Origin of the sequence: Streptomyces sp. NPDC091649 (genome assembly GCF_044756785.1) — a bacterium.
Classification (GTDB): domain Bacteria; phylum Actinomycetota; class Actinomycetes; order Streptomycetales; family Streptomycetaceae; genus Streptomyces.
Map to the genome: position 1 here is coordinate 1 of NZ_JBIVTR010000020.1, position 12,430 is coordinate 12,430.

At 71.8% G+C, this 12,430-nt stretch carries 11 protein-coding genes; 1 reads left to right on the forward strand and 10 read right to left on the reverse strand.

What is annotated here, in order from left to right:
• Positions 1-165: 165 nt before the first annotated feature.
• Genes ACIQMU_RS26795 through ACIQMU_RS26810 form a run of 4 tightly spaced genes read right to left on the reverse strand, consistent with a single transcriptional unit; the run spans position 166 to position 4,044 of the window.
• The gene (locus ACIQMU_RS26795) at positions 166-831 is read right to left on the reverse strand and encodes a response regulator (RefSeq protein WP_402689880.1); all 666 of its coding nucleotides are present in this window, start codon (positions 829-831) and stop codon (positions 166-168) included.
• On the reverse strand, positions 828-2,159 hold the full coding sequence (locus tag ACIQMU_RS26800; RefSeq protein ID WP_352244104.1) for a histidine kinase: 1,332 nt from the start codon (positions 2,157-2,159) through the stop codon (positions 828-830). The genes ACIQMU_RS26795 and ACIQMU_RS26800 overlap by 4 nt, the downstream gene beginning before the upstream one ends.
• Before the next feature lie 20 nt (positions 2,160-2,179).
• The gene (locus ACIQMU_RS26805) at positions 2,180-3,034 is read right to left on the reverse strand and encodes an ABC transporter permease (RefSeq protein ID WP_352244103.1); all 855 of its coding nucleotides are present in this window, start codon (positions 3,032-3,034) and stop codon (positions 2,180-2,182) included.
• Positions 3,031-4,044 carry an ABC transporter ATP-binding protein gene (locus tag ACIQMU_RS26810; protein ID WP_352244102.1) on the reverse strand — a complete coding sequence of 338 codons (1,014 nt, stop codon included), beginning with the start codon at positions 4,042-4,044 and terminating at the stop codon, positions 3,031-3,033. The genes ACIQMU_RS26805 and ACIQMU_RS26810 overlap by 4 nt, the downstream gene beginning before the upstream one ends.
• 180 nt (positions 4,045-4,224) lie before the next feature.
• Between ACIQMU_RS26810 and ACIQMU_RS26815 the strand changes: the two genes are divergently transcribed.
• Positions 4,225-4,788, forward strand: a complete 564-nt coding sequence (locus ACIQMU_RS26815; RefSeq protein ID WP_402689881.1) for a GNAT family N-acetyltransferase — start codon at positions 4,225-4,227, stop codon at positions 4,786-4,788.
• Here the strand turns inward: ACIQMU_RS26815 and ACIQMU_RS26820 are convergent.
• The 6 genes from ACIQMU_RS26820 to ACIQMU_RS26845 all read right to left on the reverse strand — a co-directional run bounded on the left by ACIQMU_RS26820 (position 4,785) and on the right by ACIQMU_RS26845 (position 12,201).
• Entirely contained in the window at positions 4,785-6,407 is a 1,623-nt protein-coding gene (locus ACIQMU_RS26820) for a type IV secretory system conjugative DNA transfer family protein (protein WP_402689882.1), read from the reverse strand. The two genes, ACIQMU_RS26815 and ACIQMU_RS26820, sit on opposite strands and share 4 nt — an antisense overlap.
• Position 6,408: 1 nt before the next feature.
• The gene (locus ACIQMU_RS26825; RefSeq protein WP_402689883.1) at positions 6,409-7,827 is read right to left on the reverse strand and encodes an ATP-binding protein; all 1,419 of its coding nucleotides are present in this window, start codon (positions 7,825-7,827) and stop codon (positions 6,409-6,411) included.
• 131 nt (positions 7,828-7,958) lie between these two features.
• Positions 7,959-9,509 carry an SCO6880 family protein gene (locus ACIQMU_RS26830; protein WP_352244063.1) on the reverse strand — a complete coding sequence of 517 codons (1,551 nt, stop codon included), beginning with the start codon at positions 9,507-9,509 and terminating at the stop codon, positions 7,959-7,961.
• Complete coding sequence (locus tag ACIQMU_RS26835; protein ID WP_402689884.1) at positions 9,506-10,852, reverse strand: hypothetical protein; 1,347 nt, start codon at positions 10,850-10,852, stop codon at positions 9,506-9,508. The genes ACIQMU_RS26830 and ACIQMU_RS26835 overlap by 4 nt, the downstream gene beginning before the upstream one ends.
• Entirely contained in the window at positions 10,842-11,711 is an 870-nt protein-coding gene (locus ACIQMU_RS26840; RefSeq protein ID WP_402689885.1) for a hypothetical protein, read from the reverse strand. The genes ACIQMU_RS26835 and ACIQMU_RS26840 overlap by 11 nt, the downstream gene beginning before the upstream one ends.
• 181 nt (positions 11,712-11,892) lie before the next feature.
• Entirely contained in the window at positions 11,893-12,201 is a 309-nt protein-coding gene (locus ACIQMU_RS26845; protein ID WP_003968086.1) for a hypothetical protein, read from the reverse strand.
• Between the last annotated feature and the right edge of the window lie 229 nt (positions 12,202-12,430).

The window sequence follows — 12,430 nt, forward strand, 5'->3', positions numbered from 1 at the left end:
GGTACTGCAGGGGGGACCCTGTGGGAGAGTAGGACGCCGCCGAACAATTTTTCCGGGAAAGCCCCGTGCCATTGGCACGGGGCTTTTCTGCGTTCCGGACCCTTTCGCGCCGCGTGCCGGACACGGGCCCGTCGAATATCTCCCCGCCGCCCACGAACCCGCCGGCTACGCGGGGGTGACCAGCCTCGTGTCGTAGGCCAGGATGACGGCCTGCACCCGGTCCCGGGCCCCCGTCTTGGCGAGGACGCGGGTCACATGGGTCTTCACCGTGGACTCGGCGAGGTGGAGGCGGGCGGCGATCTCCGTGTTCGACCAGCCCTGGCCGATCACGGTGAGGATTTCGAGCTCCCGTTCCGTCAACGCGCTGATCCGCGGGTCCGTGGCGGCCGGTGCGCCGGGTTCGGCCGGGAGGTGGTGGACGTAGGCGTCGAGGAGCCGGCGCGTCAGGGCCGGCGCGACTACCGCGTCACCGGCGGCCACCGCGCGGATGCCGGCGAGGAGCTCCTCGGGCCGGGCGTCCTTGACCAGGAAACCGCTGGCGCCGGCGCGCAGCCCGTCGTACGCGTACGCGTCGAGGTCGAACGTCGTGACGATGAGGACGCGGGTCCGGGCGCCCGACGCGATGATGCGCCGGGTCGCCCCGATGCCGTCGAGGCCAGGCATGCGGATGTCCATCAGAACCACGTCCGGGCGGTGGCGGGCGACCAGCTGGACGGCCTCGGTACCGTGGCCCGCCTCGCCGATGACCGTCATGTCGTCCTGGCTCTCCAGCAGCATCCGGAAACCGAAGCGCTGCATCGGCTGGTCGTCGGCGATGAGTACGGTCGTCACGGGTGCGTGTCCTCCAGGGGAAGGCGGAGCTGTACCCGCCAACCGGTGTGGTCCGGCAGCGGCCCCGCTTCGAGGGTGCCGTCGTACAGTGCGGCGCGTTCCCGCATGCCCATGATGCCCTGGGCCGGCGGCGGTGTTTCCTGCGCGCTCGCGGCCGGGGCGGCTCCGCTGCCGGTGTCGGTGATGCGGGCGTCCAGGTGGGTGCGCGAGTAGGTGAGGGCGACCGTCGCGGACAGGGGCGGCTGCCGGGCATCTTCCGGGGGCCGCCGGACCGCCGTGCGTGCGGCGGCGTGCTTGAGGGTGTTGGTCAGGGCTTCCTGGACCACCCGGTACACGGTGAGCTGGCGGCCCGGAGTGAGCGCCGACGGCCCTGGCTCGCCGTGGAGTTCCAAGCGGACGGGCAGCCCTGCACGGCGTACGCGGTCGATGAGGGGGGCCAGTTCGTCGAGCGTCGGCTGAGGGGCGCGCTCGGCGTCCGGGTGGTCGTCCCGCAGGACGCCCAGGAGGCGGCGGAGCTCGGACAGCGCCTGCCTGCTGGTGGCGCCGATGGCCTCCAGCGCCTGTCCCGCGCGTTCCGGGCTCTTCCGGGCCGCGTACGCCCCGCCGTCGGCGAGGCCCGTGATGACGGACAGGTTGTGACCGATGATGTCGTGCATCTCCCGTGCGATGCGGGTGCGTTCTGCCGCGGCGGCGAGCCGGGCCTGTTGGTCGCGTTCGTGCTCCAGCCGGTGGGCGCGCTCGACCAGGGCCTCGGTGTACTCGCGGCGGGTGCGTACCGCGATCCCCAGAAGCACGACGAAGACCAGGCCCCAGACGTACGAGACCATCTCCTGGCCCCAGCTGGACGGGATGCGGACGCCGCCTGCCGGCACCGGGGCGACGAACAGCAGAGCCGCGGCCCCGACCGTGCGGAAGGAGGAGCGCAGGACGATCTGGAAGACCGGCACCAGCTGGAGGAGGGCTGCCTGCACCACGGCACCCGTCCAGATGTTGACGAGGGACACCGGGGCCATCAGCAGCAGAACGGCCAGGGGGTGCGTACGGCGCCACAGCAGCGGCAGCGTGAACCACAGGCTCATCAGGAGCACCAGCGGCTCGGGCGCCGTCACATCGCGGGCGACGTTCCGCCAGCCGCCCGAGGTGTAGTCGAGCACCGCCGCCACGGCCCAGAACGCGGTCACCAGTGCATCCCAGACCCGTGGCCGTCGCCGGTCGAAGGCCCGGAGACGGTCCAGGGCGCCGCGGATGGTCCGGGTGAGGGCGGCCGTGCCGTCGGCGCCGGCGGGCGGGGCGGGGTCGGTGCCGACGCCCCGGAGACGGTCCGTCATCTGCTCGCTCTCCTCCAGGGTCAGACGTCGCGTCGGGCGACCGCCTGGGCCGCCGCGGCCATCGTCACGCCCGCCCAGAGGAGGAGGGCGAGCAGGGCGGGGCCGGGGGAGACGGTGCCCGGGATGGGGGTGGCGGAGCCCAGTGCGCCGGCGGCCTGCGTGGGAAAGTACATGATGGCGCGTTCCACGGCGCCGTACGGGAGCATCCCGAGGATCTCCGGCAGGATCATGACCCCGCCGATGAACGCGCCGATCGCACCGGGCACCGAGCGCAGCAGTGCGCCGAGGCCGAGAGCGATCAGGCCCAGCAGGGTGAGCGCAGCGGCGTTCCCCGCCAGGGCGCGCAGGATGCCCGGATCGGTGAGCGAGGCGGTCTGGTCGGTGTCGTGGAGGAACGCCTGAGCCGCCCCGAACGTGATGAGGGACGTCGCGAACATGACCGAGAAGACCGTGGCGGCGAACACGGTGGCCTTCGCCCACAGCACGGGGAGCCGGGCGGGGACGGCGGTGAACGAGGAGCGGATCATGCCCGTCGCGTACTCGCCGGCGGTCACGAGGATGCCGAGGACGATCAGGCACAGCTGGCCGAGGAGGCTGCCGTACAGGGTCAGTACGACCGTGTCGACGTCGGAGTCCCCGCCGCCGGGGGTGTAGGTCGCGCCCATGATCAGGCCCACGCCCACGACCATGACGACCGCGGAGAGGACGGTGACCCAGGTGGAGCGCAGGGACCGGAGCTTGTGCCACTCCGAGCGCAGGACACGGGCCGGGGTGATGCGGTACCGCGCTGGCGGCGCCGATGCCGGTGGTGACGGCCGCGGCGAGGGCGCCGCGGCCGGCCCGGGGGCTCGGGGGGCGGAGGGGGCTGTGGTCATGCTGCTGCTCCGGGGGAAGGGGCGGGGGTGGCGGAGACCGGCTGGCGAGGGTGCGGGTGCGGTGGGGATTGCGGGTGATGTCGCCGGGGCCGCGAACGGTGGTCGGCGGAGTCCTGGGTGAGGTCCATGAACGCCTGTTCCAGTGACACGGTCTGCGGCGTGAGTTCGTGCAGCGTGATCGCGTGCGCGGCGGCGACGGCTCCGACGCTCGCGGCGTCCATGCCCTTGATCCGCAGTTCGTGGGCCGGGGGCTCCGTGGCGGCGACGCGCGTGGCGGTGATGGTCACGCCCGGGGCCGTCAGGCGGGTGCTCAGTTCCTCCGGCTGCGGGGTGAGGACCTTGACGGAGGATCCGCCGGCCGAACGGATCAGCTCGGCCACCGTGGTGTCGGCGAGGAGTCTGCCCCGGCCGATGACGATGAGGTGGCCGGCGGTGAGGGCCATCTCGCTCATCAGGTGGGAGGAGACGAGGACGGTCCGGCCCTCGGCGGCGAGGGAGGTGAGGAGGTTGCGGATCCACAGGACGCCTTCGGGGTCCAGCCCGTTGACCGGCTCGTCCAGGATGACGGTGGCGGGGTCGCCGAGGAGTGCGGCGGCGATGCCGAGCCGTTGGCCCATGCCGAGGGAGAAGCCCTTGACCCTCCGGTGGGCGGCGTCGGTCAGCCCGGCGAGCGCGATGACCTCCTCGACGCGGCGGCGGGGGATGCCGTGGGTGTGGGCGAGGGCCGACAGGTGGTTGAGGGCGGAGCGGCCCGGGTGCACGGACCGGGCCTCCAGCAGCGCGCCGACCTGGGTGAGGGGCGCGGGGTGGGTGGCGTAGGAGCGGCCGTTGACGGTGGAGCGGCCGTGGGTCGGGGCGTCGAGGCCGAGGAGCATGCGCATCGTCGTGGACTTGCCGGCGCCGTTGGGGCCGAGGAAGCCGGTCACTGTGCCGGGGCGGACGGTGAAGTCGAGGTCCTGGACGACGGTTCTGTCGCCGTACCGCTTGGTGAGTCCGTGTGCCTTGATCATGCGGTCGACGCTACGGAGCCGACGGGGCACGGTCGTCCGACCGGGGGCTGGACGCGGGGCGGGCCGTAGTACCGGGGTACGACCCGGCGGGGGCCGCGGTCCCCGCCTTCGCCTCCGGGACGGCCTCGGCCGGGGACTTAGTCGGTTGAATCGGGGCGGGCGGGGGGTGAGGATCGGGGCATGGACTATGTGGTGCGTGCGGTGCGGGCAGACGAATGGCCGCAGGCCAGGCAGTTGCGGCTGGATGCCCTGAGGGATCCGGTGGCCCCCGTGGCGTTTCTGGAGTCGTACGAGGACGCCGTGGCGAGGCCGGACGCCTTCTGGCAGGAGCGCACGGCTGGTGCCGCCGAGAGCGGGGGCGGCCGTGTCCGGCAGTTCGTCGCGGAGTCGCCGGAGGGGGTGTGGGTGGGGACGGCCACCGTGCTCGTCGAGAGCCCCGAGGACGATGTGCGCTTCGGGGAGGCGGCTGTGGTCGACCAGGCGCATCTGGTCGGTGTGTTCGTCCGGCCGGAGGTCCGGGGCACCGGAGTGACGGACGCGCTGTTCCGGGAGGCGGTCGCGTGGGCGTGGTCGTCGTCCTCGCCCCGGCTGGAGCGGGTGCGCCTCTATGTGCACGAGAAGAACCCGCGGGCCGCCGCCTTCTACCGGCGGTTCGGCTTCGTCCCTTCCGGGCAGCGGATTCCGGCTCCGGGCGGCCGGGGCGAGCTGGAGGTGGAGTACGTCCTCGGGCGGGACACGCCCTAGCCGGCGCCCGGCGCCGGAGCATGCAGGTGCTCCTGCCAGCGGGCCCGGCCCTGTTCCCGCGAGCGGAGCAGCACCAGGGCGGGCATGCCCCTGTTCTGGCCCGTGGCGAGCAGCTCCGGGAGCTGGGGAAGGGGTGCGACGGCCGCGACGTCGTCGAGGACGAGCGTCATTGGTGGGTCGAGCCGACCGTCGGATGACCGTGCGGCCATGCGGCGGCCGTGCTCGACCACGTGTGCGGCGAGCGCGGTGAGAAGGGGCATCGCGCCGGGGCGGGAGCGAGGGTCCTCGATGGGTTCGCCCACCAGATAGAGCGTTCCCCCTTCGTGCGCGAAAGATTCCAGCGCGAGGGAATCCGCTCGGTTCGCCGTGCATGCCTCGCGGATGTGCACCGTGGACAGCGCGGCGAACGCCCGTACCGTCAGTTCCTGCGCCACCTCCCGCCGTTCCGGGTAGGCGGTGAGGGCGGATTCCAGCAGCCCGGCGAGTCCGGACGCGGCCTTGGGGTGCGTACGGAGGAGGCGTACCGGTTCGCGGGCGCCGGCGCCGGAGGCCCAGCGGAGGACCTGGCGGAAGGGGCGGCCGTCCACCGCGGCGGCGTGCAGCCAGCACTGGAGGAGCGTCTGCGCCGTGTCGGCCACCGCCGCGTCGATCCGGGCCTGCGGGCGTACCGGGGCGAGCAGGGCGGCGGCGCGGGCGGCGGCGGCGTCGGGGAGCTCGCAGCCCGTGGTGGGTGACCAGTGGAGGCGGGCCGGGGTGTCGCAGAGGTGGCCCGGGTCGTAGACGAGGACCGGGCCGAGCTTGCCTCGGGCGTCCTTCGTCTCGGCCCAGACGGTGGGGTCCGAGGTGACGACGAGGGCGGGGCCCTCGGCGTCGTGGATGGCCTGGACGACGGTGGGACGCCGGGCGGGGGCGGCGGCGTAGACGAGGAGGGGCGCGCGGGGGGAGGGCAGCAGGGGGGAGGCGGTGGCCCCGGAGGGGAGGAGGGCGTCTTCGCCGAAGGGGCGGGGCGCGGGGTCGGCTGCGGGGGCGCTTTCGGCGGTGGGGCGGGGCGGGGGTGGCGGCAGTGCTTCCGGTGCCGCTTCCGGTGCTGGTGTCGGTGCCGGTGCTGCTTGTGGTGTCGTGGGCGCCGGCGGCGGGGGTGTCGGTGTGTCCGGCTGCGGGGCCCGCGCTTCTTGCGCGGAGAGCCGTTTCTCGTGCGCTCCGGAGACCCGTTCCTCGCGGCGTCGTTCCCGTACCGCGCGGCCACGGGCCACGACTCCCAGGGCGAACACCGTGAGGACCGCCAGCACCATCAGTTCGCCGATGAACAGGCCCCAGAACAATCCGTACCCGGCGAGCTGGGCCGGAGGCGTCCCGGGCCAGGCGGCGGGCAGGTCCTGGGGGGCGGTGGCCAGTTCACGCAGGGCGAGCGGGGACCGGGTGAACGTCACGCCGTCCGGCCAGGCCCCGTGGGCGAAGAGCCCGGCGAGGCCGGTGGCCGTCCAGGCGACCAGGGTGGCGGCGAGGAGGAGGCCCAGGAGGCCGATCAGCAGCCCGTCCGGGATGCCGCCGCCGCCCTGGGGCCGGTCGTGTCCGTCGTGATGGGCCGGGCCGCGGCCGCGGGCTGTCTGGCGTGCCATGTCAGGCCACCGTTGACTCGGACGACTCGTTCATCCGTTGCTGGTGTTCGATCCGGACGGCCCTTTGCTCCGCTTCCAGTTCGGCGGCGCGGATGTCCTCGGGAAGCAGGTCGTCCGTCGATCCCTCGGTCATGGCGCGGTCGGTGAAGACCAGGGGGCGTTCGGCCTCGGTGATCAGGTGTTTGACGACCTGGACGTTGCCGTTGACGTCCCAGACGGCGATGCCCGGGGTCAGGGTCGGGATGATCTCGACGGCCCAGCGGGGCAGCCCGATGACCCGGCCGGTCGCTCTGGCCTCGTCGGACTTCTGGGCGTAGATCGTGCGCGTGGAGGCCATCTTGAGGATGGCCGCCGCTTCCTTCGCCGCGGCTCCGTCCACCACGTCGCTGAGGTGGTGGACGACGGCGACGAAGGAGAGCCCGAGCCGGCGTCCGAACTTCAGCAGGCGCTGGAAGAGCTGGGCGACGAAGGGGGAGTTGATGATGTGCCACGCCTCCTCGACCAGGAAGATGCGCTTCTTGCGGTCGGGCCTGATCCAGGTGTGTTCCAGCCAGACCCCGACGATCGCCATCAGGATCGGCATCGCGATGGAGTTGCGGTCGATGTGCGAGAGGTCGAAGACGATGAGGGGGGCGTCGAGGTCGATGCCGGCGGTGGTGGGCCCGTCGAACATGCCGCGCAGGTCACCGTCGACGAGCCGGTCCAGGACGAGGGCGACGTCCAGGCCCCAGGCCCGTACATCGTCTATGTCGACGTTCATCGCCGCGGCGGACTCGGGCTTGGGATGGCGCAGCTGCTCCACGATGTCCATCAGGACCGGCTGGCGGTCGGTGATGGTCGCGGTGACGTAGGCGTGGGCGACCTTCAGGGCGAAGCCGGAACGCTCGTCGAGTCCGTGGCCCATCGCGACTTCGATGATCGTGCGGAGCAGGGCGAGCTGGCCGGTGGTGGTGATGGAGGGGTCGAGGGGGTTGAGCCGGATACCGCCGTTGAGCGCTGCCGTGGGGTCCAGCCGGATGGGGGTTATGCCCAGCTCCTGGGCGATGAGGTTCCATTCGCCGACGCCGTCCTCGCCCTGGGCGTCGAGGACGACGACCTGGCGGTCGCGGAAGCGGAGCTGGCGCAGGACGTAGGTCTTCTCCAGCGCGGACTTGCCGTTGCCGGATTCGCCGAGGACGAGCCAGTGGGGGGCGGGGAGCTGTTGCCCGTACAGCTGGAAGGGGTCGTAGATGTAGCCCTTGCCGCTGTAGACCTCGCGGCCGATGATCACGCCGGAGTCGCCGAGTCCGGGGGCGGCGGTGGGGAGGTAGACGGCCTGGGCCTGGCCCGTCGACGTACGGACGGGGAGCCGGGTCGTCTCCACCTTGCCGAAGAGGAAGGAGGTGAAGGCATCCGACAATGCGGACAGGGGGTCTCGCATGGTGGGGGTGCCCTCTCTTCTCTTCGTGCGGGGTGTGCGGCTCGGGTCGGCGGGGTGACGGGCTGGGCGGGTGGCGGGCGGGTGGGGGAGTGGCGGGTCTGACCGGGGTGGTGCGGCGGGGCGTCCCGGTGTCAGCGGCGGATGCCGGTGGCGAAGGGGAGCGTGTTCACGAAGGCCCGGTGGTGCTCGCGGTCGCACCATTCCAGCTTGAGGTACGACTTGCCGGCGGAGGCGCGGATCGTGCGCTTGTCGCGGGCGAGGGCCTCGGGGGAGCGGGACGACACCGTGATGTACCCCACCAGGTTCACTCCGGCCGCGCCGCTGGCGAGATCTTCACCCCGCTGGTCGAGCCGGCCGTGGGCGGCGATGTCGCGGGGGTCGACGGTGCGGTTCATCTTGGCCTGGCGGCTGGCCTCGGCGTCGTCGTTGGTCTTCTCGGTCAGCATGCGTTCGATGGCGACCTCGGTGGGTTCGAGGTCCATGCAGACGGCGACCGTGCGGATGACGTCGGGGGTGTGGACGAGGAGCGGGGCGAGGAAGTTGACGCCGACGGGAGTCATCGGCCATTCCTTCACCCAGGCCGTCGCGTGGCACCAGGGCGCGCGGGTGGTGGACTCGCGGGTCTTGGCCTGGAGGAAGGTGGGCTCGACCGCGTCCAGTTCGGCGGGCCAGGCGTTGCGCTTGGTCATGGCCTGGATGTGGTCGATGGGGTGGTCGGGGTCGTACATGGAGTGCACGAGGGAGGCCAGTCGGCTCTGGCCGAGCGGCTGGCGTACGCGGATGTCGGCCTCGGCGAGACGGGCGCAGATGTCGGTGAGCTCGCGGGCCATGACGACGGCGAGGCCGGCGTCGCGGTCGAGCCTGCGGCCGCCGTGGGGGCGGGCGGCGCGGGCCATGGCGTTGGCCTCGGCGGCCAGTTCGCGGCTGTAGTGCATGCAGGCGACGAGGTAGGCGCGGTGCTGCTCGCTGGAGGTGGAGACCATGGACTGGAGCTGGTCGTAGGACTCCTGGAGCCAGCCCGGGGCCGTCTTGTCGCCGCGCTGGGCGACGTCCTTGGCGTGGGCGTCGGGGTCGGCGGGGAGGGTGCGGGCGAGCATCTGGAGTCGGGTGACGAAGCCGTCGCCGTTGGCCACGTGCTTGAGGAGGGTGCCGAAACGGTCGACGAGCGCTTCCTGGTCCTCGCTGTCGCGGAGGCCGACGCCGGGGCCCTCGATCTCGATGGCGGCGGTGACGGTGCGCCGGTCGGCGTGGAGGAGTACGGCGATCTCGTCGGGGCCGAAGGGGGCGGCGAGCCAGCTGATCCGGCCGATGCCGGGCGGCGGGCCGATCTCGACCTCGCGGCCGTCGGCGCTGACGCCCGCTTCCATGGCGCTGGAGCGGTAGGCGGTGCCGCGGCGCAGGGAGCGCTTGAAGCTGCGGTTGATCTCGAACCACTTGTAGAAGGTCCGCCCCTTGTACGGGACGTACACGATGGCGAGGGCCAGCATCGGGAAGCCCACGAGGCAGACGATGCGCAGGGAGAGGACCGGGACGAGGAGCCCGCTCATCATGCCGAGGAACGCGCCGACGATGATCAGGGCGATCTCGCCCGTGTCCCGGTTCTTGCCGACGATCGCGTTCGGCCGGGCGCGGCCGATGAGATACGTGCGGCGGGGCGTCATCGTGTGGGTCTGGGTCGTCAACGCCCTCCCCCTCCTGTGTTCGAGTTGCCTGTGGTGCCGAAGCCGCCTCCGCCTCGGGAGGAGCGGCTGCTGTGGGGGGTGCCGGAGGTGGGCGCGGAGCCGCTGCGGGGCGAGGGCGCGGCGGAGGAGGACCCGCCACCTCCGCCGGTGGTGCGGGAACTGTGGGCGGCGACGCCGCCGCTGGCCGGGTTGGCGGGGCGGGCTCCGCCGCCGCCGCTGTTCTGGTCGTTGCGGCCGCTGTGGGTCTTGATGCCCTGGGAGACGAGGGCGGCCGGAGAGCTGATCATCGCGGCGGCCTGGGAGCCGTCGGTGGCCTGCTTGCGGTTGGTGCGGGCGCCCTGGATCTCGTCGCCGAAGCCGGGGACGAAGCGGTAGATCATGGCGGAGGCGAAGATGGCCAGGAGGATGATGGAGAGGCCGGAGACGACGGCGGAGAAGGCGTCGGGGCCCTCGTCCGAGGAGAGTGCTCCGGCGAGCCCGAGCACGATGACGATGACGGGCTTGACCATGATCACCGCGATCATGATGCCGGCCCAGCGGCGGACGTGGCCCCACATGTTCTTGTCGACGAGGCCGGCGTAGACGACGATCCCGAGGAGCGCGCCGACATAGAGCAGGGCGGCGCGGATGACCAGCTCCAGCCACAGGATGCCGGCGGCGAGAATCGAGACGAGTGAGACGACGATCAGCATGATCGGTCCGCCGCCGATGTCCTCGCCCTTCTTGAGGGCTTCGGCGAACGAGCCGAAGAAGACGTCGGTCTGGCCCCCGGTGGCGGAGGAGATGACCTCGGTGACGCCGTCGGTGGCGGAGACGATCGTGTAGAGGATCAGCGGGGTGAAGGCCGAGGCGAGGACGGTGAGCCAGAGGAAGCCGACGGCCTCGGAGATCGCGGTGGTGAGGGGGACGCCGCGGATGGCGCGCTTGGCGACGGCGAGCAGCCAGAGGACGAGGGTGAGGATGGTGGAGGCCGCGAAGATGACGGCGTACTGCTGGAGGAACCTGGGGTTGGTGAAGTCGACGTCGGCCGTGGACTCGACGGCCTCGCTGAGCTTGCCGACGATCCAGGAGGCGGCGTCGGCGCAGCCTCGGGCCAGGGAGGAGAGGGGGTCGAGGGGATCGTCGGTAGACGGAGCGATGGAGCGGCTACGGGCGTTCTCCCCATCCTCGCAGTACTCCTTGGCAAGTCCTACGATGAGGTCGCAGGGCTTGTCGCTCTGGCTCGGCGAGGGGGACGGCGTCGGGTCGGCGACCGCTCGGGGTGCCGTTCCGATCAGGATCGGGGGCACGATGGCGGCGATACCGGCCAGCCTCAGTCTGCGGACAAGGCGGCTATCGGGCATAGGTGAAGCCTCCGAATCCGTCAACTGCTGCCGCCATCTCGTCAGCTGCCGAGGCACGGTTGTCCCCGCTCACCGGAGTCGGCCCCTCCTCCTGGCTTGATGAGGTGATCTTCCAGTCCCCGGCCACCCACCTGAGCTTCTGGGAGATGGTGAACCAGGTGCCGGTGACGGGCTTGGTGGCACCTTCTCCGGCGAGTCCGACGAGGCCGGTGCACCAGACCTCGACTGTGGCGACGTCGCCGTCCATCTCGACGACCTTGGTGCCCACCGGCACGGTCCTTGAAATGAAGGTCAGCCCGGGGGGCGTACTTCCGTCATCGTTGAGACCGACGTTCGCGTAGAAGGCGGGAGAATAGGCAGCGTCGAGGTCCGCTCGAAGCTTCGACGCCACTGCCGGGTCGTGTGTCGCTTCAATGATGCCGCGGCGGGTCCCGGCGTTGAACATCTCCGCCGACCCCAGCGCCACCGTGTAGTTCGCCGCCGCGCTCTGCGCACCCTGCTCGTCGTGGGCGAAACCGGAGGCGATCGTGCCGTTCTTGCCCTGTACGGGCTTGGTGCCGGTGGCCGCGGTGGGGGCGCTTCCCGTGGTCCCTGCGCCTTTGCCGGCCCGGGAGGTGTCGTTGCCGCTGCCACCGCCGCGGTTGGCGAGGGCGATGGCAGCGACGAGGAGCACCACTACCCCGGTGATCGTCACGAGGGAGCGGGAGTTGCGGACGGGGCGGCGCGCGTGGGGGTGGCCCGCGTCGCCGTCGGGGAGACGGGTGCGGGTCTGACGCGTGCCGCCGAGGGTGCTGTACGGGTCGTCCGGCCGGCCCCCCTGCTCCCTGCCGCGGTAGTCGTGCTCGTCACCGGGACTCATGCCGCGTTCGCTCCCTCGGTCGTGTGCGGAACCGCGCAGCACGACGGTAGCCGTGCTGGTTGCCGCGTGAGCGCGGTGTAGTGACTCGACATCAGGGGTACGCAACCTCAGCCGGTGGGCGCGACGGGCGGACGGGGGAGAGCGGGCGGGGACGGCCCGGAGCGGAACGGCCGACCGGGGGTCAGACGGCCATCCCGTACACGATGGTGAACAAGGTTCCCAGGGAGCCGATGATGAAGACCCCTGTCAGCCCCGCCACGATCAGGCCCTTGCCCTGCTCCGCGCTGAACGTGTCTCGGAGTGCCGTCGCTCCGATGCGCTGCTTCGCCGCGCCCCAGATCGCGATGCCGAGGCAGAGCAGAATGGCGATGGCCATCACCACCTCGATCATGATGCGCGCCTCGTTGCCCAGCGTCCCGAACGGCCCCCAGTCCGGAGCGATTCCGCCGATGATGGTGGTGATGTCGCCCTTCTCTGCTGCCAGGATCATGTAAGTCACCGCCCCTGTTGGGTAGTTCGCTGCCCGTGCCGTCCGGCACGGGTCGCCTTCTATCTTCGCTGATGAAACCGCGCTCGCACGACGTCTTCCCGGGTCTCTTTACCCGGATCTCGCACGTGTGACCGGGGCGGCAGCCCTGACCTGCGGCTCGCCCGGTTCCTCGCGCACACGTCTGGTTACTCTGTGTATCACGCGCTGTGACCAGGGGCAACGACGGTGG

Bases quoted from the DNA above. Each gene is read 5' to 3' on its own strand.
- ACIQMU_RS26815 (WP_402689881.1), top strand. From the start codon at position 4,225: ATGGACTATGTGGTGCGTGCGGTGCGGGCAGACGAATGGCCGCAGGCC.
- ACIQMU_RS26800 (WP_352244104.1), bottom strand. From the start codon at position 2,159: ATGACGGACCGTCTCCGGGGCGTCGGCACCGACCCCGCCCCGCCCGCC.
- ACIQMU_RS26810 (WP_352244102.1), bottom strand. From the start codon at position 4,044: ATGATCAAGGCACACGGACTCACCAAGCGGTACGGCGACAGAACCGTC.
- ACIQMU_RS26840 (WP_402689885.1), bottom strand. From the start codon at position 11,711: ATGAGTCCCGGTGACGAGCACGACTACCGCGGCAGGGAGCAGGGGGGC.
- ACIQMU_RS26820 (WP_402689882.1), bottom strand. From the start codon at position 6,407: ATGGCACGCCAGACAGCCCGCGGCCGCGGCCCGGCCCATCACGACGGA.
- ACIQMU_RS26845 (WP_003968086.1), bottom strand. From the start codon at position 12,201: ATGATCCTGGCAGCAGAGAAGGGCGACATCACCACCATCATCGGCGGA.
- ACIQMU_RS26835 (WP_402689884.1), bottom strand. From the start codon at position 10,852: ATGCCCGATAGCCGCCTTGTCCGCAGACTGAGGCTGGCCGGTATCGCC.
- ACIQMU_RS26805 (WP_352244103.1), bottom strand. From the start codon at position 3,034: ATGACCACAGCCCCCTCCGCCCCCCGAGCCCCCGGGCCGGCCGCGGCG.
- ACIQMU_RS26825 (WP_402689883.1), bottom strand. From the start codon at position 7,827: ATGCGAGACCCCCTGTCCGCATTGTCGGATGCCTTCACCTCCTTCCTC.